Genomic DNA, 22,571 nt, shown 5'->3' on the forward strand with positions numbered 1-22,571 from the left:
AGCACAAGGGTTGGATGTGCTTGTTGGAATCCTGCCCTATACGGTCGAACTCCAGCCTCAAAATCGGCGCATAATTTGTAGTTTTTCTACAAAAAATGCAAGCTAGACCATCGGTTTAGTAGTTTTCTTACATCACAGGAAAGGCATGGCCCAATTAATTCTGCTCAATAAGCCATTCAATGTGCTGTCGCAGTTTACTGATACCAATGGACGAGACACGCTTGCGACCTTTGTTAATCAGTCTGGTGTCTATCCGGCCGGTCGGCTCGACTATGACTCTGAAGGTCTGCTGTTGCTGACAGACGATGGTCAACTGCAAGCACAGATCGCCAACCCCAAACACAAGATGGAAAAAACCTACTGGGTTCAGGTCGAAGGCGTACCCTCCAGTGAAGCACTGGATCAGCTACGTAACGGCGTTGTCTTGAAAGATGGCCCAACACGACCTTCCAAAGCCACCATTATTGAAGAGCCCGCCCTTTGGCAACGAAACCCACCGATTCGCCAGCGAGCCAATGACGTCACCAGTTGGCTGGAAATCAAAATCAGTGAAGGCCGCAACCGTCAGGTTCGACGCATGACCGCGCACATTGGACACCCTACCCTGCGGCTGGTTCGCATGGCGATTGGCAGCTGGAAGCTGGAAGATCTGGCGCCGGGCGAATACACCGCCCTGCAAGTTCACATGCCAGCGCGCAAGGACACTCAGGCCAATAACGCCAACAAGACCAGTCGTCGAAGTGGTACCGCTGGCCGCCCGAATAAGCGCGCCGATAAAAGCTCTGAGCGCAAAGCCGGCAGCGGTAACGTCAAAAACGGCTCCGGTCGCAGCCATAATGGCAGCCCCCAGGGCGAAACAGTCGACGCTCGGGCCCGGCCCGCAATAAATCGCCGCAGCGATGAAACGAACTATCCTGCTACTGGCCGAACATCAGCGGCTCGGCCCTTTGTCGCCACGGGCCTGTTTGCATATAATTCGGCCTCAAATAAATCTGGAGCAATCATGACTGAACGTTGGACCCCTCATGCGACCGTCGCCGCTGTTGTGTATCAAGACAACAAATTCCTGATGGTTGAGGAAATCAGTGACGGCCAACGAGTCATTAATCAGCCTGCTGGTCATATCGAAAAGGACGAAGCCATCCTCGATGCCGTGGTACGAGAAAGCATCGAAGAAACCGGCTGGAACGTAAAACCGGAGCAATTGGTCGGCCTGTACACCTACACCGCTCCAGCGAATGGCGTCACCTATCACCGCTATTGCGTGTCCGCAACGCCGATTGCCGCTATTCCTGATGCCCGCCTTGACGATGGCATTATAGGGCCGCGCTGGATGACCATTGAAGAACTGCGTGATTGCCCCAACCTCCGAAGCCAGATGGTTTTAACCTGCGTGGAAGATTTTCTGGCAGGTAAACTCTTCCCTCTGGACGTGATTGTTGAGCACCCTTAAACATGTCTAACGAAAACATCAAAGTCATCGTCGGTATGTCCGGCGGTGTGGACTCGTCCGTCTCTGCTTACCTGTTGATGCAACAGGGCTATCAGGTAGAAGGCCTGTTCATGAAGAACTGGGACGAAGATGATGGAACCGAATATTGCACCGCCAAGGAAGACCTGGCGGACGCCCAGGAAGTTTGCAACAAATTGGGCATCACGCTGCACCAGGCCAACTTTGCCGCAGAGTACTGGGACAACGTGTTCGAATACTTTCTGGAAGAGTACAAGGCCGGTCGCACGCCGAACCCGGATATCCTGTGTAACCGCGAAATCAAATTCAAAGCCTTCCTTGAATACGCCAAGGTGCTCGGTGCCGACCTGATCGCTACCGGCCACTATGTGCGCCGTGGCGACTCGGAAGGCGGCGTTACCCGATTACTGAAAGGCCTAGATGCCAACAAGGATCAGAGCTACTTCCTGCACGCCGTTGCTGGCACAGAAATCGCTCAGACCCTGTTCCCGGTTGGCGAATTGGAAAAACCGGAAGTGCGCCGTATTGCGGAAGAGCAAGGCCTGGTAACCGCCAAGAAGAAAGACTCCACCGGTATTTGCTTTATTGGGGAGCGGCGTTTCCGCGACTTCCTCAAACAATACCTGCCTGCCCAGCCAGGTCGCATTGAAACCGAAACCGGCGATGACATTGGCGAACACCAGGGATTGATGTACCACACCCTGGGTCAGCGTCAGGGATTGGGCATTGGCGGCCTGTCGAATTACTCGGAAGATCCGTGGTTTGTGGCTGGCAAAGACCTGGACCGCAACGTGCTGATCGCCGTACAAGGCAAGAATCACACACTGCTGTTCAAGGACTGGCTCACCACTGGTGAAATTTTCTGGGTTAACGGTGAGCCAGAAGGTCTGCCACTGCGCTGCAAGGCCAAGGTCCGCTACCGCCAGGATGATCAGGAATGCGTAATTGAACGCGCCGATCAGGCCGACGGCAGCGTCGGCTACAAGGTTGTTTTTGACCAGCCTCAGCGCGCCGTAACGCCGGGCCAATCCGTTGTATTCTATCTTGACGACGTGTGCCTGGGTGGCGGCGTCATTGAAGCTACAGGAAATAATAATGACTAACCGCGAAGAACGCGCAGTAGCCATTGCAGCCGTTGTACAGGCCGCCACACTGGTAGAAAAACTGGCCAGCACCGGGGATGCCCCAGCCGTCGATACCGACCCGCTGTTGGAGAGCCTGTTTATTCAAAATCCGGATTCGTTTGCTGATATTTACGGTAACCCAAAGCGCAATTTGCATCTGGGCATGAATACGCTGCACACCTTGGCATCCGGCAAGGGCAACGCCATTAACCCGGACGTGACCCGTTACACCGTGGCCATCCTGCATTTGGAAAGCAAACTGCGCCGCAATCGCGGCATGATGCGTGAATTGGGCAACGGCATTGAACAATGCGGCCGTCAGGCAGAAGCGTTTTCAACCACTCACGAAAACACCATCGCTGCCCTCGCCGATCTGTACAAGAACACGCTCAGCAACCTGAGCTACCGCATTCATGTGACCGGCAACCCAACCTACCTGCAAAATGACGCTACCGCCAACAAGGTACGCGCCCTGCTGCTGGCTGGTATTCGCGCCGCCATTCTGTGGCGTCAGGTCGGCGGTCGCCGTTGGCAGTTGCTACTGGGTCGTAAGCACTATTTGAATGCGCTGGGCACGCTGTTGGAGAAAGACTGAACAATGGCGCTCGACAGAACCTTTACGACAGCCCCAATGATGGCGTGGAGTGACAGGCATTGCCGGTACTTCTGGCGCCAACTGACCAAAAACGCCGTGCTGTATACCGAAATGGTCACCACCGGTGCGCTGATTCACGGCAACCGCGAGCGGTTTCTGGAATACAACGATGAAGAGCATCCAGTGGCGTTGCAATTGGGTGGCAGCAATCCGGATGAATTGGCGCAATGCGCTCGTTTTGCCCAGGACTGGGGCTACGACGAAGTCAATTTGAACGTCGGCTGCCCAAGCGACCGGGTTCAGAACAACATGATTGGCGCCTGCCTGATGGCCCATCCTGTACTGGTCGCCGACTGCATCAAAGCGATGCAGGATGCCTGCGACATTGACGTCACCATCAAGCATCGTATCGGCATTGATGACATCGACAGCTACGAGCACATGCGCGATTTTGTCGCCACTGTGGCTGAAACCGGCTGCAAGACTTTTATTGTTCATGCTCGCAAGGCGATTTTGCAGGGGCTGTCTCCGGCAGAAAACCGCGACATACCGCCACTGCGCTATGAACTGGTGTATCAGCTGAAACAGGAGTTTCCGGATCTGGAGATCCTGATCAATGGTGGCATCAAGACCCATGAGGAATCTGCCGAGCACCTGAAACACGTGGACGGTGTGATGCTGGGCCGGGAAGCCTATCACTCCCCGGAAGTGTTGCTGGATGTCGATTCGCTGTACTACGGTGCCAGCGCTGATTCAGGCGAGCTGAGCAGTGAGCGCAAGGCGGCCGCCATTCGCGCCCTGTACCCTTATGTGGAAGCTCAGCGCAGCAAAGGCGCCCTGCTCCACCACATCAGCCGCCATACCCTGGGGTTGTTTCAAAGTCAGAAAGGCGCAAGATTGTACCGCCGCCATCTGAGCGAAAACGCCCACCGCAAGGACGCCGGTCCTGAGGTGTTTGATCAGGCTCTGGCCCATATGGGTTACTGATTTGCCGATAGAGCATAGGGCAAATAAGGCAGTGCTTCCTGCCCTTGCGAAAAAGGCCGCAATTGCGGCCTTTTTCATATCCTGACTTTTCAGGCAATCGCTTGATTAGAATTTAACCGCCGACTGATTGTGCAAGTACATTTGCGCTCCATTGACCGTCTCGACGTTAATCACTTTCTCGAAGCCTGCTGTTTTCAGGTTGTCGAGAGCAATCCCCGCCCGGCGACCTGAGCGACAATACAGCACCAGATCGTCGTCTTTCTGGATGTCGTGCTGATCAACTCCCTTCAGAATGGTATCGAACGGGATATTAACCGCGCCCTCCACATGCCCTGCGGCGAATTCCGCTGGCGTACGAACGTCAATCACCACTTGCTCTGCATGAGCAGTGGCTGCGACCAGCCCCGCCCACATCACACACACTGCACCCACGACGCGAGCTTTCTGGCTCATATCTTTCAATTGCATCACCTTTTTGATCAAAGCCATGACAACACCTTTCGTTTTTCTGAAAACAACTTGTCGGTACAAAGTACCAATAGATGAGGCCACATAGCGGATTTCACCATTCCATACGCTGCGTACACTGAAAACACGCGAACGCATAAACGATAGTTATGTTAGGATGCCGCCGCGACTGAAATCCATTCCCAGACAGTAACAGGAGGAACGATGTCACGCCCAACTTATCGTCCTATGGCTGCACGTGCAGCGCGTACCCCGGCCATGGCTGCCCCTCGCTTTGCTCAAAGCAAGGAAAGCCACGACAAGAGCATCAAGGAAGCTGTAAACACTCCGACGCAGCCTGCTGCTACGGAACAAACATCAGCAACTCCAGCGGCAAACCCGGCCAATCAACCGATTCAACGTAACGTCTGACATCCAGGCCAACGCTTGAGGCGTTCTGGTATAATTGGACTGACCGCCATAAGCCTGCCCGAAGCGGCACCCACCGCTTCAAGCTGGCTTGCTTTCATCTCTTCTCTATTAAACAGCCCCCAAGTCCTTTAGGGACCCTCTGAAAAACTCGGTGCCTGCTCTGGATGACAGGGCGCAGCTGAGTCACGAAGCTGATTTGCAGGCCTGACAGGTCAAGTCAAAAATCAGCGACACAGAGTCAGCAATGCCCTGCCATCCCCGTAGGGCGCGGCCTGCAAGCCGCCAGAACGGTGTTGGCGAATTTGGAAAGGACTGGTCATTCCGCTGCATTCGCCGCCTTGTTCTTACGACCTTCCTGACTCGCGCAGAGTTGTGCAGAGTTATTCAGAGGGTCCTTAGCCAAACTCAGCCATAAAATCCAAACCAGCCTGATGGCGTATGGTTTTGCGATGGTTGGCCCATAGCTCACGAATCCGTTCCTGATTGCACTTCTGGCGATCCACCAACACCCGGGTTTGCAATTCCCCTGACGCCTGGCCTGCCAATAGTGGGATCTTGCTGAACACAAACTGATTGGAGATCATGTCCATAAACGGACCGGATTTACTGGTCGGCATAATGAACAGAAGTTGTAAGCCGAGGCTTTCGGTCAGGTAGTTAATCACCTCTTTGGAGCGTGCTTCGTCCATTTTCGAGAAAGCTTCGTCGACCAGCACCATGCGCAGGTGAGTGTCGCCTTCGTTGAAGCGGAAAGCCGATGTGATGGCTGCCGAGCGAATAATATACGCCGGTGTTTCCAACTGACCGCCGGAGCCAGTGCCATACTGACTCAGGGCAATCGGGTCCTTGTTGGCCGGTTGTTTGTAAATCTCGTAGCTGCGGTAGTTACGGTAGTCGGAAATACGTTCCAGCTCGCGCATGGCTTTTTGCTCATCGTCGTCCAGCAACATGCTGATCAGTTGGTCGCGCACCCGCAGTGCGGCTTTGGGCAGATCCGCATCAAACAAGGTCGCGCCTTCACCGAGCGTCGGGTTTTTGATGATTTCTTCGAAGAACTGCCAGTATTCCTTGTATTCCGGCACCCACTCCCAGTCAAACCAGTAACATTCCTGATCTGCACCAAAACGATGGTGTGCCAGTTCCTTGTTGAGCTCTTCCAGTACCCGCTTACCGTCGTTGATCGACTGGTAAATGGAATGACAAAGGTTGGTCACAAACGCGTTGTTGAAGCTTTCTCGGAGTTGCTCCAGTTGGCCCTGTTTTTCCACCAGAATGTTGTTTTTCAGACGGTTATGAACGCGTTCGATTTCACGGTTAAGACCGGTCAGGGATTTGAAAAAGGCCTCGTTGTGCTCGAGGCGATAATCCGGGCTGTAAACGATGGCATCGACGGTCTGACAGTTCTGGTTGTGCTCAGCAATGTGGCGTTCTACTTCGTAGGCGCTGCCATTCAGCTCCTGAATCAGCTGTTGAGCCTGCTTGTCGAGGGCATCGGCTGACGCTTCCGCGGCTTGTTTGTCGGCAGCTTCAAGTGTTTGTTCCAGCGCCAGGTCTGGCCAGAGGCTGGCAACATGGCGCAAGGATTCTTCCGCCAGATCAGCAGCATCGGACGTCACTTCCTGACGGTCGCTGAGTGCCTTGCACTTATGCTCGCTGTCTTTCAGACGCTGCTGCAAACTACCCAGCAGGCCATCGAGTTCGCGGATGCGGGCATCTTGCTCATCTGCTTTTTGCTTCAGTAGCTCGAATTCCTGCTCTACTCCGGAGAAATCGGCAACATCGACGCTGTCGAGGGACTTCTCGGCTTGCTGCAGACGGTAATGGGTGTCCAGCATGGCGCGGATCTGATCTGCAAAATCGACCTGGCGCAGCAGGTTAATCGCATCCAGCAGCTGGCTGGCCTCTTTCAGGCTGGCCATGGCTTCGTTGCACTGAGCTGCCAATGTCTGGATTTCGTTTTGCTTGGCAATCAGGGCGCGTTCTCGGGCTGCGGCACCGAACACCAGATCGCTGTCATCGAGATCGCAGCGGTACATGGAATAAGCACCCGACCCCAGTCCCTCCTTGCACACGCCCCGGCGGGTGGTTTTCAGAGTGTCGACATCCGGCACCAGCTCGACGTTGCCATAACTGGCCTGCAAATACGCCCGAGCGGTGGCGTGTTCGAATTCCATCAGGCTAAGAATGGAGTTGCTGGACACCTTCATCCGGTCGGCATCCTGACGGGCCTTACGGCCTTGAATAACCCGCGCCCGGCTACCGCCAGACATGCCACGAACAATACGGGCTGCTTCGGCTTCGTACTCGGGTTCAACAATGATGCTGAAGCGGGCGCCGCCAATATACCCTTCAATGGCGCTTTGCCAGGCGGTGTCTGTGACCGACACATAATCCGCCAGCACTCGCGGCTCGGCTTGCGGGCATTCGCGCTGGATCACATCCAGCGCCTGACGCACAAACCCCGGGTAGCTCAACTGCTGACTTTCCAGTGTATCGACATCCCCCTGCTTCTGATTCAGACGGCCACGCAGCTGCTGTAGCTTCTGGTCACGGCGGTCAACAACACGGGCAAGCTGATCGCGAATGGAACTACCGCTGCTTTCCAGTTCACTGTCGTGAAAACGCGTGCGCCAGTTGTTCATCAGGGTTTGCTGTTCGCGGGCCTGATCCAGTTGCTGCTCCAGTGGCGACAGGTCAATCCAGTCCTTACCCAGCAGCTTGCGCAGATCGATGCTGTCCTGATCTTTCAGTGCCAGCAAGTTACGGGCCTGATCAACCAATCCCTTGCTGGACAGCGACGGTACTTCCAGCGCCAGGCTGGTGCGTTGCATGCCGTTGAAAATCAGCTCGCTGGCGCGCAGCGAGGCTTGCAGCATTTGGTCTTGTTCCAGCAATGGCAGCGCTTGGCGTTGCAGCTGCTGTTTGGCCTCTTCGATCGATTTTTCAGCGCTGTCCTTGTTCTGTAAGGCACTGATGCCCAGACGTTTGGCTTCCATGCCAATCAGCTGTTCGCGCAGGCTGGAGCGGCGCAATTGAGCGGCTTCGCGCTCTTGCTCGGCGTCTTTCAGTTGGCTGCGCAGACCCTGCTGGATTTCCTTGGCCTTGAGGTAGGCTTTCTGGTCTTCCAGAAAACGGCAGCGGGCGGCGGTGTAGCCCAGAATCTGATGATCCAGCCATTGGTCAATGTAACGACCGGATGCGCCTTTGGCGCGATTCAGACGTTCAATGGTGTCTGCCAATGTGCGGGATTCCGATTCCATCGCATGAATGGTTTTCATCAGGTCCGACACCGACCGAATGGCGTCACCAAGATCGCGGGCTTCCAGAATTTCATTGGCGACAAAGCCGTTGATGCTTTTTACTGGCTTGTAGGCCATGAAGCGGGAGAAGGTTTTGGCGGCATTCAGCGCCTCGCGCTCACTCACAGCGTCGAAGCGTCCACGCAGTGCGCCGTACAACCGTCGCAGGTACTGTTTCTTGGTGTCGTACTGCTCAACGTTGAGGGGCGCGGCCGACTGATCGCCATGACGTGAGCCCAGGCGATTGTTAAGCCAGCCCTTGAGTTTGTTCAGTGGCACAACGAGGCGGTTGCCTTCGACGTCATCTTGCAAAAAGTCCGACAGCGTCAGCTGTTCGCCAGCAACGATATAAAACTGAATGTCGTGCTGACGGGCGACTGGCTGGGCACCGGCCTTGTCGAGTGAGGCCGATACGCCAATGACGGCTGTGAATGGCTCGCCGGGTTCGTTCTGGGTCGGGTGAAATACGGCTGCCAAATAACCCACCGCGCCTTCCGGGCGGGCGTAGCTGCCGTCGTCACAACCCAGCACATAGCTGGCGAGGGTTCGCACGTTTTTGCCGCGTCCACGCTGGGTCGCTTCGTCTTGACCCGGGTTGTAGTTAAACAGCGTGTCGTGAGCGGCCGTCATGATGGTTTGAATAGCGTCGGCCGCGGTGGTTTTACCTGAGCCGTTGCCGCCAGACAGCAGATTGATCGGGCCAAATTCAAATTCGGTGGCTGGGATATTGCCCCAGTTCACGTAAACAAATTTCTTCAGGAACATGGTTTACTTGCCTTCTTCCGTGACGCTGTTGCTGGCTTCTGACTCTGTGTCGGTTGCAGTCAAATCATCCAGATCGCCAAACAGGGACGGCCCGGCGGTCGCTTGTGTCGGTGTCGGATCTGTTTCGTCGGGCTCTGATTCCGGTTGTACGGAATCCTGCTGATCGGCCTCAGAGTCATCAGATTCAGAGCCGTCGGCAGCCGGACTGTCATCACCTAGCAGGGTCGACAACACGTCGTCCGAGACATAGCTCATGATCATGGGGCGAACACGCAGCCAGGTGTCTCCATCGCCAAGCTGGTCGTCGCTGCTGAGATGGATTAAACGCAGCTGACGCAAACGTCGGAACAGGGTTTTACGCTCTGTCAGCTGGTCTGGTAGCTGACGCTTGAGCAGGTTTTGCATGGCAATGCCGAGGGTTTCAAGCGACACCATGACGCAGCCATGCTCATCCACTGCGCCTTCACGCAGGGCTTTGTCGTATTGGGCGCGCAGCACCAGAGTCAGCGCCACTTCGTTCTGGTTCAGACGCAGACGGAAGGCCTGGCTTTGTTCAAAACCGGCCTCTTCTTCCATGCCCGGCACCACGGCACCGGGCGGCACCACGCGTAAAAACTGGAAGCGACGATCGTGCAGCACTCGCAAACCGATCAATTGCAGGTAGTCATGCGCCAGGTCTTCAAGGCGCAAGTAGCGGTCGTACAGCTGCTGTTCAATCTGGCTTTCGTCACGGCAAATTACGCCGTAATCCAGCAAACGCATCAGCAGTTCAGAGAATTCCCGCAGGCTCAGGCCGGCCTGCTCCAATTGTTTTTCAATCAGTGAAAGCATATTCAGTCCGTGTCTTCAGTCGCCGGAGCGGCTGCATCAGCCGTTTCTGTGTTGGGGTGTTTGGCAACCAGCTCGAAGGTGAAATGGTCTTTGTGTTCAAAATAGCGGTTAGCGGTATTTTCACCAACGCTCGAAGGCGCGACTGTCTGGTCATCCGGCTGCACGACAAAGCGGAAGTCTGAGCTGGTGTTGGCCACCGAGCTGTCCGCCGCCCCCAAGCCAATGGCATGGGCTACCGCCAGCAAATCACTGGCTGACTCGATGTGCAGCTCGCGGGTGGATATTTTTTTGCCGGCACTGAGTTGCTTGCCAATGTATCCACGCAGCGCCTGCTGATTCACCAAAAATGCCTGATCCAGCACTTGCTGAATATAGGTGTTTTTGCGAGCGCCCAGGTCAACCTCGCCTTTCTCGCCCGGCAGAACGGTTGCTACGTTCTGGCGCGCCCTTGGGGGGGCCATACGCACGTGTGACGGGTCAACATAGCCAAACTCGGGCACGGCCATCAGTTCTCCGGCTTTGCTCAGCAGTGCATCCTGCCGTTCGGCGGGTGCTTCTGCCAGTTTCTTACATACTGAGAGAACGTCATTGTGCCGTTGGGACGCCAGATAACTCATTTGGCGAATGATGATATCCGCCCGTTTGGTGAAGCTTTGCAGCGACTTCCTAAGCGCTGGCAGCATGATTTCAGCGGCATTGCGCATACGTTGCTCAATGCCGTCCAGCAACCACCAGAGCAACGATTGCCCTGCCACTGCCTGTTCCGGCATAAGCTCACGCAGGCGTTTTTCGGTTGCTGCCTTGAATGTCGTGTCCTTGCGACGGATATCACGAATCAAGGCTTCAATTCGGTCGCGGTGGCGCTCGACGTTATCAGCAGATAACCGCACCGACAGGTCGGGCTGGAAGCGGTTTTCCATGAAATCGAAAAAGGCTTCACTGGCATGTTGAACCAGAAGCTGATCTTCCATTTCGCGCACCAGGTCGCGCTTGCGCTCATCCAGTTCAGCAATGACATCGGTAAAGTCGCTGATGATGCGTTCAGAGTATTCGAATGCATCCAGCAGATCGTAGACATCGCCACGCTCGCAGAAGCTTTCCAGCGCATTGCGGGTATTACGGGTGTTGCGATGACGAGTGCGTGCAGTAATGCGGTGGTCGCTCACGAACGGTTCGGTGAATTCACGACCAAAGCGTGTGAATGAAAAGGTGCTGTGCAGCGTTGCCTGATCAACCTGTTTTTCCAGCCAGCCGTGTTCCAACAGCTGGTTGAGAATCCAGACCGCCTGATCGCGGCTGCTGCGGAATCGCAGCGGTGTATCGTCTTCGGCAGTGGCGCCCGAAGAGCCAGAGGGCTCGGCAGCCCCTTCGTCATCTGTGGCGAATTGAGGCCCACGCACCAGGGCTTCCTGAAAGATTTCGATCAATTGGTCGCGCACCAGCGCATGGCCATAATCGGCATTGGCCGAGCTGTACAGCCGTTGATACAGCTCTTTCAGACACTCAACAATGTGCTCGCGGTACTTGCCAGTGAGCGGCCTGAAGAAGTGTTCACGTTCCTGCTGAAAAAACATTCAGTGAAATCCGGTTTCAAGAGTTCAAAACAAAAAGCCGAGTATAACTCGGCTTCGTTGCTGGCGCGTATCTGACTTCAAGACTTGTGATCTTGTCAGGCTGTTTTGGCGGCAATGCGGTTTAACAATTCAATGGAGGCTTCCACTTCCACTTTGCGAACCGCAACGCTTTCGATGTTGCAGCCAACCGGGATGCCGAGTTTGTCGGCAAAGGCTTTTAATTCGTTCCAGTTGTACTCGGAGTAGTTCACAGACTCTTCGAGGATGTCATGAGCGTGAACCAGCTCGTTTTCAAGCCAGCGAGGAATACTGATACCCAACCACTTCATAAAGTTCAGCGTCTGGATTGAGCCACATGGCGTCAGCGTGAAAATGACTGGCACCATCGGCGTGTTGGTTTCCTGACAGTGGTAGTAGTAATCCGACAGGAAATCCTTTGACGCTTGCAGGTCGTAGACACCCTGCGACACGAAGAACGAACAGCCTTGCTGAACTTTCTCCAACACACGGGTGTGCTCATCGCCTTTGGCGCGATGGCGCTCTGGGATGGTGACACCACCCAGCAGCAGCTCCGGACGCACTTGTTGCTTCAGCGCATAGGCTTCGCGCATGGACATGGTCACAGGCTGTTCTTTTGACGAGGCACCAACGAATACCGTCATATTCATGGTGTCGGACGCTTCTTGCATAAAGCCGGTTAGTGCTTCTTTGCTGTACTTGCCCGCAGCCCGATAAATGATCTTGGGCATATCCAGAGCTTTCAGCTGATTGCGGCTGTAATCAAAGCAGTCGAGGGTTTCCATAAAAGGAAACGGACGCTTTTCAGAGGTGCGGCTGGCTTCATCCTGAATGTCATACAGGATCAAACCGTCAATTGGCAGATTGGAAATACGCTCCATCTGCAGCTTGGCAATTTCTTCGACGCGCTCCGGCGCAGTTTCCTTCTTTGGGGGAACGATACCGTAAAGAATGATTCCGCTTTCGCGATTACGAATTTTTTCGGCGAGCATGTTGGACCTTGTCTGTATTATCCAGTGAGTGTTCTTAGGGACCCTAAGCACCCAATCTATTTATGGCGGCAAGTCTACCCCAGTATTCCCTGCTCTGCGAAACCGAAGACGGTTTTACATGACCGGCGCTGGTTTTTCGTTCAGATGCCGCCCACGGCCGTGTGCAACAGGCACAAAAAAGGGCTCCGAAGAGCCCTTTGAGTGTATGTGCTTTATGACAACTAGTTGGTCCACTGCGCATCCTGACGCAGCTGTTTAAGCGACTCGCGGGTGCCGAGAAACAGCGCCACGGAACCACCAAAGCCCACTACCGCAATCAGCATTGCCAGCACGCCAGCATCAACGGATGACTGGTATTGCAAATCGGCCAATGACAGCTGTTGAGCCAAACCAAAATCGAAGTTCATGGCGTACATGCCGGTGTAGTGCATGCCACACACGGCAACTCCCATAATCAGCGCGCTGAACACACGCATCATCGTGGTGGTGACATTGAAAGCCAGCCACAGCGCCACAATGGAGGCGGAAACAGCAATAAAAACAGAAGCAATCACAAGCGCAGCATCGTGACTCATGGAGCCTGGCATCACCATCGCTGCCATGCCGGTGTAATGCATGGTCGCAACACCCAGGCCGGTAATGATGCCAGCCAGCACCAGAGCCACCACACTGGACGGATTACGGGATACCACCAGCAAGCCGATGCCGACCACCACCACGGCAATCGCCAGAGAAGCCAAAGTCAGGGTCAGGTCGTAGCCAAAATCCAATGGCGTTTTGAAGGCCAGCATGCCAACAAAATGCATCGCCCAGATACCCGTACCGCCCAGCGCAAATGCCGCACCGATCAACCAACCCGATGATTTTCGATCCGTCAGCGGTATGGCAGACGCCAGCGTCAGCGCCGTGTAGGAACCGAATACCGACAACGCATAGGAGAGCGTGACCAGAGCCAGATTGTAGTTTTCCATTGCATACCTTGCTTTGAGACATGGGGAGTGGAAAAGAGCCCGAGCGTAACCAGCCCTATTTCCAATGTTCCTGTTCATTACTGTGAAAACGGACTTTGTCATTAACATTGTTACCAGCCAATAACGGAAAAGTCGTCGTCCTTTACAGAATAGATGGTTTTTTCACTCTATCCCGAAAACAATCACAACAAAGCAGACTCTAATATCGGTACTCAGTTCAATGATGCAGCCAGTTCACTGGCCAAGCGGATGGCACGTTTGGCATCCAGCTCGCCTGCGAACTCAGCCCCGCCAACCAGATGCGTATCGAAGTTTGATGTTTCTGCGACGGATTCGAGTCGTTGATACAACTCGCTGACAGACTCCTGGCCGGTACACAAAATGATATTGTCGACGTCCAGGGTGCGCTCTTCACTGATATCGTCCCGAGTGACGCGAATATGCAACCCCTGATCATCAATACCGATGTATTCCACGCCACCCAGCATTTGCACGTTCTTCATTTTCAGAACGGCGCGATGAACCCAACCAGTGGTTTTATTCAGCCCCTTGCCATGACGGCTGGTTTTACGTTGCAGCAACCACACTTCCCGTGGCGACGGATGCAGTTCAGGCACAGCCAGGCCACCTGCGGTGGTGTTATTGACATCGACCCCCCACTCTTTTTGCCAGGCACTGGCATCAAGCGAAGTGGACTTGCCTTCGTGAGTCAGGTACTCGGACACATCAAAGCCAATACCACCTGCGCCCAGCACCGCAACGCGCTGACCGACTGGCGGCTTTTCCGACAGTAACCGCTGATAGCTGATGACTTTTTCGTGTTCAATGCCCGGGATTGCAGGGATGCGAGGTTTCACCCCGGTCGATACCACCACGTGATCCGGTTTGAGTTCATTGATTAGCGCCTCATCGGCCAGTGTCGACAGCTTCAGATCGATGTTGTGCTTGCGGATCATGGCATTGAAGTAGCGAATGGTTTCGTGGAATTCCTCTTTACCGGGGATCTGGGCGGCAAGATTGAATTGGCCGCCAATATGGTCACGTGATTCAACCAAGGTCACTTTATGACCCCGTTGAGCTGCCACCACCGCGCATGCCAAGCCTGCCGGGCCAGCACCAATCACCATGACATGTTTGGCTTCGGTTACTGGCGTGTATTGCAGTTCCAGCTCATGGCAGGCACGTGGATTCACCAGACATGAGGCGCGTTTGTTCTCGAAGGTGTGATCCAGGCAGGCCTGGTTGCAAGCAATACAGGTATTGATTTCGTCGGCCCGGCCTTCTTGCGCTTTATTTACCCACTCTGGATCGGCCAGGAAAGGGCGAGCCATGGCTATCAGGTCAGCCTTGCCGCTGGCCAGGATGTCTTCTGCGACATCCGGCATGTTAATGCGGTTGGATGCCACCACCGGAATGTCTACGCAGTCTTTGACTCGAGCAGTTGCTTCAACAAAAGCCGCCCGCGGCACTGATGTCACGATGGTCGGTACACGCGCCTCATGCCAGCCGATGCCTGTGTTGAGGATGTTGACCCCTTGTTGTTGCAGGGCGCGGGCCAGCGTTGCAATTTCCTCTGCACTGGAACCACCTTCTACCAGGTCCAGCATCGACAATCGGAAGATCACAATGAAGTCGTCACCCGCCTGCTCTCGAATGGATCGAACCACTTCAAGCGCAAAGCGCATGCGATTTTCGTAGCTGCCGCCCCATTCGTCGTTACGGCGGTTAGTGCGTTCATTCAGCATCTGGGTGATCAAGTACCCTTCCGAGCCCATGATTTCGACGCCGTCGTAGCCCGCTTTTTTCGCCAGTTTGGCCGTGCGGCCGTATTGACGAATGGTGCTTTCGATTTGACTGGCAGACAGCTCTTTCGGCTTGAAAGGCGTGATCGGAGACTGGATGGCGCTTGGGGCAACATTCAATGGCGTATAGCCATAACGGCCAGCATGAAGAATTTGCAGCACGATCTTGCTGTCGTGCTTATGTACCGCGTCGGTCACTTTACGGTGAAAAGGCACTTGCCATTGGCTCATAAGCTTGGAGCCAAATGGCAGCAGATCACCGGCGCGATTAGGAGAAAAGCCACCGGTAATCAGCAGTGCTGCACCGCCTTTGGCGCGTTCTTCAAAATACGCCGCCAGTTTGGAAAAATGCCATGGGCGATCTTCCAGACCGGTATGCATCGAGCCCATGATGACGCGGTTTTTCAGTCGGGTAAAACCAAGGTCCAGCGGCTCAAACAGATGCGGGTACGAATTCATCACGGTGTTCTCTTTTCGTTGTTATAAAATCAGTTTATGGCCTGAACGCCATGCAAACCATGACCGCGCAGACCATAAAAACAACCAGAGAGAACAATTGGCTAAATTCAGTATCCTTCAGGGCGGAAATATCGAACTCAGTTGAGGAACAGCAGAGTCACGCCGCTGATGGCAAACAAAGCGGCCGTAATACGGTGAATCAGCTGCACTGGCATTCGCTCAATCAGAGCCTTGCCGAACCAGATTACCGGCACGTTGGCCAGCATCATGCCGATGGTGGTACCCGCGGTTACCGTGAGCGGTGCTTGCCATTGTGCGGCCAGCATGACAGTCACCACCTGGGTCTTATCGCCCAGTTCAGCAACAGAAAACAGCACCAGCGTGGCAACAAAAGCGCCATATTTTAGCCAGCGATTTTCAACGTCTTCGTCTTCATCAGGAACCAACAACCAGATTGCCATGGCCAGAAAGCCAGCCGCCATCAGGTAATGCCAATTGCCGGACAGAAAGCTGTTGTTGGCAACCTGGGACAGCCAACCGCCAAACCAGGCAGACAAACCATGATTCACCAGTGTGGCGAGGAAAATACCGAACACAATCGCAAGCCGATTGCGAAACTGAATGGCAAGAAACAGAGTGAGAAGTTGGGTTTTATCGCCAATTTCGGCTAGAGCTACCGCAAAAGTAGAAGAGAAAAACGCCGAATCGGCAAAAGATAAAGCATCCATCAAGACATCACCGGGTAGCTTATAAACCAAAGACAACATCCAGTGGCTACCCTTCGCACCGGAAATTGTCTCAGGTCTTGTCAAACACGGTTGGTGTCTCTTACGCCACGAGCATGAGGCTCAATTATGTTGACGTAAGATCCGTTGGATTAACGGAAGACTACTCCCCCAAGAGTTTGGTCACTTTACGCCACGTGCCTGTGGCAAGCAAGACTAAACACTTGAAAAGTATTCCATTGTTCAAAAACAACACAGCAGTAATACTCTTACACAGAGCTGGCACGGGAAGCTCTTTGACGAGCATCCGAGCTGGAATCCGGCTCTGGCAAGGAAGCCACAAATCCATCAATGCAGTCCAGCACCTGCAAGATAGATAACAGGTTCGCAAGGCTGACACTGTCGGTGCCTGCTTCCAGTCGTTTTATGGTAGAACGGCTGACGGCCGCTTCTTTTGCCAGCTGCTCCTGGCTCAAATTCATGGCCAGTCGCGCTGCACGTACCCGTATGCCGACTTCGGCCAACAGGCCGTTAACACTAAACTCGCGATAACTCATAGCAGTCACGCCCCGGTGATTATTTCAACGTTCAAAACAACTCTAGTCAGCATCAATGATTAAACAAGCGTTCATTGAAAAACCGCATATAATTGGTGCGGAATGACACGTAAGTCCTTTTAAAGGGCTTGATTCGCACCCTTGAATCAGGAATTTTTCATGGCTCTTAAAGCAACGGTATGCAAAGCCAGCATCAACATCAGTGATACCAACCGCGGTTATTTCGACACTGTCGATCTGACCATTGCTCAACACCCTTCCGAAACCAGTCTCCGACTAATGGCTCGGGTTTTGGCCTATGCGTTACACGCATGTGACGGTTTGACCTTCACTAAAGGCCTCAGTACGGATTCTGAACCAGAAATATGGCACAAATCTGCCACTGGGGACATTTTGGCATGGATTGACCTAGGATTGCCAAGCCCCGATCGCATCAAAAAAGCATCCCGACAGGCATCAAGGGTTGATATATACACCTATCAGCAAAAAGGCGTTCCGCAGTGGCTTGATGAGTGTCAGAAAAAATTGCCGATGCTCAACAATCTGGACTGTTGGGCGCTGTGCCCTGAGGCAATGAAAGGCATTGAGGCCTTCCATCAAAAATCCATGCAGCTGAGTATTATGATTGATGGTCGTGATATCTGGCTGTCAGATGATCAGACTACGTTGCACATTCCGCTGACAAAATTGTGCGAAAACGGACATTTTGATTAAACCCGCGGTCTGATAAGTCATGGCAGGTTGAAAATGCTTTGCAATTTACCCTGCCAAACCTATCGTTAGGTTAAGGACCCTCTGAATAACTCTGCACAGCTGCGCGGGCATCGGGTTATTCAGGGCATTCCTGGACAGGTGCTGGTTTAGACGTCATCAGGACGGCTTCCACGCCTGACAGAGCAAGAATGGCAATAATGGAGAGCCGCTCTGAACATCAAACGCCTTATGCTCATCATCTCAGCCATTTACGCCGTCGTTTTCCTGGTCGGTGTATTGCTGGTGCGAGCAATCTGGATCTATCCGCAAGAGCTGGATCATAGCCGCAACCTGCAGCAGCAGGAGCTGCTGACCATCCAGCACCTGATTGAATTGCCGCAAACCTCCCTTGAGCAAATGGCAGCCGACTACAGCGACCGCTACAAGGTCGTCGATATGCTGGATCGTCGGGTGCTCAGTCATATCTTTGACCTCTTCTCTCCAGAGGTAATGCAGCAACGCCAACTGAGCCATGTACTGCTGCTACGTCCGGACGGCGAAACCCTGGCCAAATTCACCCTGATGGGCGATGAACAGGAGTTGTCTTTCCGATCGGCACCAGAGTGGATATTCGGCTGGATCAACCAATGGCAAGGCGACAAGCCGGTTAGCACCATCCGCAAAGACCGCTTTGGTGTAGGCGTGTATGCCGCCACCCCGGTTTGGGATGAGCCCAGCCACGTCAATGTCGGCTGGCTGGTCTTTCGCTCTCCCCTCGATGACCAGGCCATCAGCCAGATCAGCCGTTATTCGCGGGTGCCATTGCAGATCATCGATACCAGCGACCATAAAATACAGCCGACCAGCTTGACCGCAGCCGTTGAGCGGGCGGCCAACTTGCGTCAACGGTGCATCGTTACCGACGGAGGTCAGGTACCTCTGTGCTTGCAAATCCAGCACAACGATACGGTCCCTGAATTCGTCGATTTGCGACTGCTCACCACCCTGTTGATCGCCATGCTGCTACCATTTGCCTTGTGGTGGATTCTGGCACGTCTGATCGTCGCTCCGGTTGAGAAAATCACCGAGCTGTTGGAGAGCAATTCCCGCGAGGGCTTACTGAAGCCGATCCTGTTTGCAATTCCGTTGCAAATGCAGGAGCTCGTCAAACTCAAGCAGGCTTATAACCGACTGATCGGATTGGTGATGCGCCAGCAACACCAACTGCAAGAGCTGTCGACCACCGACTCCCTGACACGTATTCCAAATCGGCTGGCTTTCGATCGGGCGTTATCTGAGAGCTGGTCACGCATTCAGCGCCGCAAAACCTCCATTGCCATCGTCATGTTGGATATCGATTATTTCAAACCTTATAACGACCACTATGGCCATCCGGCTGGCGATACAGCATTAACCAAAGTGGCGGCAGCGCTGGTCAAATGTGCACAGCGTACCGATGAGATTGTGGCCCGCTATGGCGGCGAAGAGTTTGCCATGATCATTCATATTGATGACGCCATCGAGTTGAACAACTTCCGTCGGCGTTTGAAGCAGGCGATACGGGATCTGGAGATTCCCCATCAGTATTCCCAGGCATCGTCCTACCTCACGATCAGTGCCGGTGTTGCCTGGATCGTTGAAAGTGGCGAATGGTTACAGCAGTCTTCCCCCAGAGAATGGATGAAGGCCGCAGATGTCGCTCTCTACGAAGCCAAGGCCGCGGGCCGGAACTGCACCATGATCCAGATTTTGGACAGAACCATTAAACCTCGACTGCCCGACATGCGCTCCTGATGTTGCTGGCAACCTTGTTACAACCTTCTAGTCTGAAGAGGTATTCCCCGTAAAGGGTTGGTTTAACGAGTTGCATTTATGATTAACAAGGACAATGGCTGGCAGGTTTCCATCAAATCGCTCTACACCACAATGGTGCTGGGTTACCTGCTGCTGTGGATTGTCGGCTTGGTGGGCTATCGCGCCTTTTTTGGATTCCCCGAAGAGCAACGCCGTACCGCGTTGGAGTTGCAGCGCAGCTACGAAAGCCTCGCAGAAGTCATTCATATCAACCGCGAATTTCTGGCCAACCAAACCACCGACTACTCCGAATGGGATGACACCTACGATTTCATCATGGGGTTTCATACGGAATTTCTGGAAGCCAACTTTCAGCCGGAAACCTTTGAGCTTTTGAAACTGAACCATGTGTTTGTACTGGACCAGACCCAGTCTATCCGGGCTGGCTACCGGTTTGATTCAGACGCGGGGGTGCTCAGCGAGGTGACCCAGCTGCCAACAGGATTGGACAGCAATGTACTTGGCATGCTGCTGAAGGACACCAATGAAAGCTCATTTGAGCTGATCGATGGACAGCCCAGCATGGTGGCAGCCAATCCGGTTACCCGCTCGGATGGTAAACAGCCCGGTATTGGCTGGCTGATATTTATCAGTGCGATCACGGATGACACATTGGCAACGGCTGAGCGCATTACTCAACTGGAACTCGCCGTTGTTACCAACGCCGGAAGCTATCACAACGTCCTTAAGGCACCAGTTAGAAAACCTTCTCAACGCACCATTCGATGTCTGGACAGCGGCCCGGTTGATAATGTGGTGTGTCTGGATATTGATGCGCCAAACATAGAAATGCCAGAGCTGTTGAATCAGAACCTTTGGAAAGAATTTATCCTGCTGGGCGTCTTACCTGCTCTGCTGTTTGCGGCCATTTTACGGATGATTCACAGCCCGCTTCAGCGAGCACAAGATCACCTGCAAGCAACGGTGGAATCGGGTCGTATGCACCATATTCCAATCAGCGAGCATCTTCGCATCAAAGAGCTGGTAAAACTGGCCCGATCGCACAATCGCATGATCGATACCATCATGATGCAAAATGCCCAGCTGAAGGAGTTGAGCCGCACCGATGCCTTGACGTCGATCCTGAATCGCCGCGGGTTCGATCACCGGTTAAGCGAATGCTGGTCACGTCTTGGACGTAACCAACTGTCGATGGCTTTGCTCATGGTGGATATCGACCATTTCAAACGCTACAACGATCACTATGGGCATCCAACAGGTGATATGGCGCTACAGCAGGTGGCATCGACACTGGCCCAGTTTGGCAAGCGCACGGATGAAACCGTCGCCCGCTACGGCGGTGAAGAATTTGCACTGATGGTTTATGCGCAAAGCCGCGACGAATTGGATCAGTTGCTCAAGATGGTGCATCAGCGAATTCATCAGCTGGCGATCCCGCACATCATGTCGAGCGTCAGTGAAATTCTGACGGTCAGTATTGGCGCGGCCTGGCTGGTGGATTCCGGAGACTGGATTCACACCCGTAACATGAGCGATTGGCTGAAACAGGCAGACGAGGCCTTGTACAAAGCCAAGGAAAACGGCCGCAGCCAAAGCCGGGTGGTGGAATTAACAAGAGCGTCGTTTAGCATCAGTCGCAGCCAAACGTCGTCAGAAGCCTGATCCGACTGGATCAAGCTTCTTTTTTGCAGTCAGACGGCTGCTGTTATAAAGCAACCGTTATACAACGGTCATAAAGTGACTTTCACAGCAGCAGAACTGCGGTTGGCTTTTTCGCGGGCTGCTTCAATACTTTCATCCAGCGCCAGGGCAACGCCCAAGCGGCGTTTACCCGCTACTTCTGGCTTACCAAACAAACGCAGCTGTGTGTCTGGCTCGGTCAGCGCAGCAAACAGATTGCCGTATTGCATGCGTGCTGACTGCCCTTCAACCAGAAGCACAGAAGATGCTGCCGGGCCGTATTGGCGAATGGACGGCACTGGCAGACCCAAAATTGCACGAGCGTGAAGCGCAAACTCAGACAGCTGCTGAGATATCAGCGTCACCAGGCCGGTGTCGTGTGGTCTTGGAGATACCTCACTGAAGATGACCTCATCCCCTTTCACAAACAGCTCAACGCCGTACAGGCCCCAACCACCCAGTGCATTGGTGACCTGAATCGCAATGGCCTGGGCATTGGCCAATGCCACTGAAGACATGGCTTGTGGCTGCCAGGATTCCTGATAGTCGCCATCGGCCTGACGGTGGCCAATGGGTTCGCAGAAACTGGTTTGAGTGCCGCCCTGACCGTCGTTATGACGAATAGTCAGCAGCGTGATCTCGAAATCAAAATCAACAAAGCCTTCAACAATAACTTTTCCTTGTCCGGCACGACCGCCTTCTTGCGCGTAGGTCCAGGCAGCATCCAGCTGGGATGCCTCGCGGACAAAGCTCTGACCTTTGCCAGAAGAGCTCATTACCGGCTTCACCAGGCACGGCAAACCGATTTCAGCTGCTGCGGCTTCAAATTCGCTTTTGGTGGCAGCGAAACGGTAACTGGAAGTGGCGACGCCCAGTTCTTCGGCGGCCAAGCGACGAATGCCTTCCCGATTCATGGTCAGTTGCGTAGCGCGAGCGGTCGGAACAATATTGACGCCCTCTTGCTCCAGCGCTGCCAGGGTGTCGGTGGCAATGGCTTCGATCTCTGGCACCACCAAGTGCGGCTGTTCTTGCTCAATCACCTGACGCAGTGCCGCCCCATCCAGCATACTGATGATGTGGAAGCGGTCAGCAACCTGCATCGCCGGTGCGTTGGCATAACGGTCAACAGCAATCACCTCGCAGCCCAAACGCTGCAATTCAATCACCACTTCCTTACCCAGTTCCCCGGAACCACACAACAACACACGCGTGGCAGTTTCAGAAAATGGGGTGCCTATGGTGCCAGCCTCAAAGGTGGCGACGGCATTGTCAGAAGCAGGGGTATTTGTGGTCGTCATGGCGAATCCGTGAAAGTCAGGCAGTGATGAATCTGC

18 protein-coding genes and 1 riboswitch are annotated in these 22,571 nt (G+C 54.0%); of the genes, 8 read left to right on the top strand and 10 right to left on the bottom strand.

Features of this window, described 5'->3' with window-relative positions:
• Positions 1-145 precede the first annotated feature (145 nt).
• The 4 genes from ACXADJ_RS06335 to dusA are packed head-to-tail and all read left to right on the top strand — an operon-like array spanning position 146 to position 4,177.
• Positions 146-1,453 carry a pseudouridine synthase gene (locus ACXADJ_RS06335; RefSeq protein WP_475064156.1) on the top strand — a complete coding sequence of 436 codons (1,308 nt, stop codon included), beginning with the start codon at positions 146-148 and terminating at the stop codon, positions 1,451-1,453.
• Between the two features lie 2 nt (positions 1,454-1,455).
• On the top strand, positions 1,456-2,574 hold the full coding sequence (gene mnmA, locus ACXADJ_RS06340; RefSeq protein ID WP_475064157.1) for a tRNA 2-thiouridine(34) synthase MnmA: 1,119 nt from the start codon (positions 1,456-1,458) through the stop codon (positions 2,572-2,574).
• Positions 2,567-3,190, top strand: coding sequence for a high frequency lysogenization protein HflD (gene hflD / locus ACXADJ_RS06345; protein WP_028292806.1), 624 nt, complete (start codon positions 2,567-2,569; stop codon positions 3,188-3,190). The genes mnmA and hflD overlap by 8 nt, the downstream gene beginning before the upstream one ends.
• Positions 3,191-3,193: 3 nt before the next feature.
• Positions 3,194-4,177, top strand: a complete 984-nt coding sequence (dusA, locus tag ACXADJ_RS06350) for a tRNA dihydrouridine(20/20a) synthase DusA (RefSeq protein ID WP_475064158.1) — start codon at positions 3,194-3,196, stop codon at positions 4,175-4,177.
• A 105-nt stretch (positions 4,178-4,282) separates the two neighbouring features.
• On the opposite strand, the gene ACXADJ_RS06355 is transcribed toward dusA, so the two are convergent.
• Positions 4,283-4,666, bottom strand: coding sequence for a rhodanese-like domain-containing protein (locus ACXADJ_RS06355; RefSeq protein WP_475064159.1), 384 nt, complete (start codon positions 4,664-4,666; stop codon positions 4,283-4,285).
• 183 nt (positions 4,667-4,849) lie between these two features.
• Between ACXADJ_RS06355 and ACXADJ_RS06360 the strand changes: the two genes are divergently transcribed.
• Entirely contained in the window at positions 4,850-5,056 is a 207-nt protein-coding gene (locus tag ACXADJ_RS06360; protein ID WP_475064160.1) for a hypothetical protein, read from the top strand.
• Between the two features lie 395 nt (positions 5,057-5,451).
• On the opposite strand, the gene ACXADJ_RS06365 is transcribed toward ACXADJ_RS06360, so the two are convergent.
• The 8 genes from ACXADJ_RS06365 to ACXADJ_RS06400 all read right to left on the bottom strand — a co-directional run bounded on the left by ACXADJ_RS06365 (position 5,452) and on the right by ACXADJ_RS06400 (position 17,049).
• Positions 5,452-9,120, bottom strand: coding sequence for an ATP-binding protein (locus ACXADJ_RS06365; RefSeq protein WP_475064161.1), 3,669 nt, complete (start codon positions 9,118-9,120; stop codon positions 5,452-5,454).
• Positions 9,121-9,123: 3 nt separating this feature from the next.
• Positions 9,124-9,951, bottom strand: coding sequence for a DUF4194 domain-containing protein (locus ACXADJ_RS06370; RefSeq protein ID WP_475064162.1), 828 nt, complete (start codon positions 9,949-9,951; stop codon positions 9,124-9,126).
• 2 nt (positions 9,952-9,953) lie between these two features.
• Positions 9,954-11,525, bottom strand: coding sequence for a Wadjet anti-phage system protein JetA family protein (locus tag ACXADJ_RS06375; RefSeq protein WP_475064163.1), 1,572 nt, complete (start codon positions 11,523-11,525; stop codon positions 9,954-9,956).
• A gap of 95 nt (positions 11,526-11,620) precedes the next feature.
• Complete coding sequence (locus tag ACXADJ_RS06380; protein ID WP_475064164.1) at positions 11,621-12,535, bottom strand: methylenetetrahydrofolate reductase; 915 nt, start codon at positions 12,533-12,535, stop codon at positions 11,621-11,623.
• A 221-nt stretch (positions 12,536-12,756) separates the two neighbouring features.
• A complete protein-coding gene (locus tag ACXADJ_RS06385) occupies positions 12,757-13,506 on the bottom strand; it encodes an MHYT domain-containing protein (RefSeq protein ID WP_475064165.1) in 750 nt (249 codons plus the stop codon).
• Between the two features lie 212 nt (positions 13,507-13,718).
• The gene (locus ACXADJ_RS06390; RefSeq protein ID WP_475068148.1) at positions 13,719-15,767 is read right to left on the bottom strand and encodes an FAD-dependent oxidoreductase; all 2,049 of its coding nucleotides are present in this window, start codon (positions 15,765-15,767) and stop codon (positions 13,719-13,721) included.
• Between the two features lie 137 nt (positions 15,768-15,904).
• A complete protein-coding gene (locus ACXADJ_RS06395) occupies positions 15,905-16,495 on the bottom strand; it encodes a TMEM165/GDT1 family protein (protein ID WP_475064166.1) in 591 nt (196 codons plus the stop codon).
• A 6-nt stretch (positions 16,496-16,501) separates the two neighbouring features.
• Positions 16,502-16,676: riboswitch (yybP-ykoY riboswitch) on the bottom strand.
• A gap of 85 nt (positions 16,677-16,761) precedes the next feature.
• Complete coding sequence (locus tag ACXADJ_RS06400) at positions 16,762-17,049, bottom strand: helix-turn-helix domain-containing protein (protein WP_475064167.1); 288 nt, start codon at positions 17,047-17,049, stop codon at positions 16,762-16,764.
• 159 nt (positions 17,050-17,208) lie between these two features.
• Between ACXADJ_RS06400 and ACXADJ_RS06405 the strand changes: the two genes are divergently transcribed.
• The 3 genes from ACXADJ_RS06405 (at position 17,209) to ACXADJ_RS06415 (ending at position 21,219) form a co-directional block, all read left to right on the top strand.
• On the top strand, positions 17,209-17,763 hold the full coding sequence (locus tag ACXADJ_RS06405) for a YaeQ family protein (protein WP_475064168.1): 555 nt from the start codon (positions 17,209-17,211) through the stop codon (positions 17,761-17,763).
• Between the two features lie 228 nt (positions 17,764-17,991).
• Positions 17,992-19,536: a GGDEF domain-containing protein gene (locus ACXADJ_RS06410; protein WP_475064169.1), complete on the top strand. Its 1,545-nt coding sequence runs from the start codon at positions 17,992-17,994 to the stop codon at positions 19,534-19,536.
• A 78-nt stretch (positions 19,537-19,614) separates the two neighbouring features.
• Positions 19,615-21,219: a sensor domain-containing diguanylate cyclase gene (locus ACXADJ_RS06415; protein ID WP_475064170.1), complete on the top strand. Its 1,605-nt coding sequence runs from the start codon at positions 19,615-19,617 to the stop codon at positions 21,217-21,219.
• 68 nt (positions 21,220-21,287) lie between these two features.
• Here the strand turns inward: ACXADJ_RS06415 and purT are convergent, their stop codons facing one another.
• Positions 21,288-22,535, bottom strand: a complete 1,248-nt coding sequence (gene purT / locus ACXADJ_RS06420; RefSeq protein ID WP_475064171.1) for a formate-dependent phosphoribosylglycinamide formyltransferase — start codon at positions 22,533-22,535, stop codon at positions 21,288-21,290.
• Positions 22,536-22,571 lie beyond the last annotated feature (36 nt).

This window comes from Oceanobacter sp. ABM4_470 (assembly GCF_056158645.1).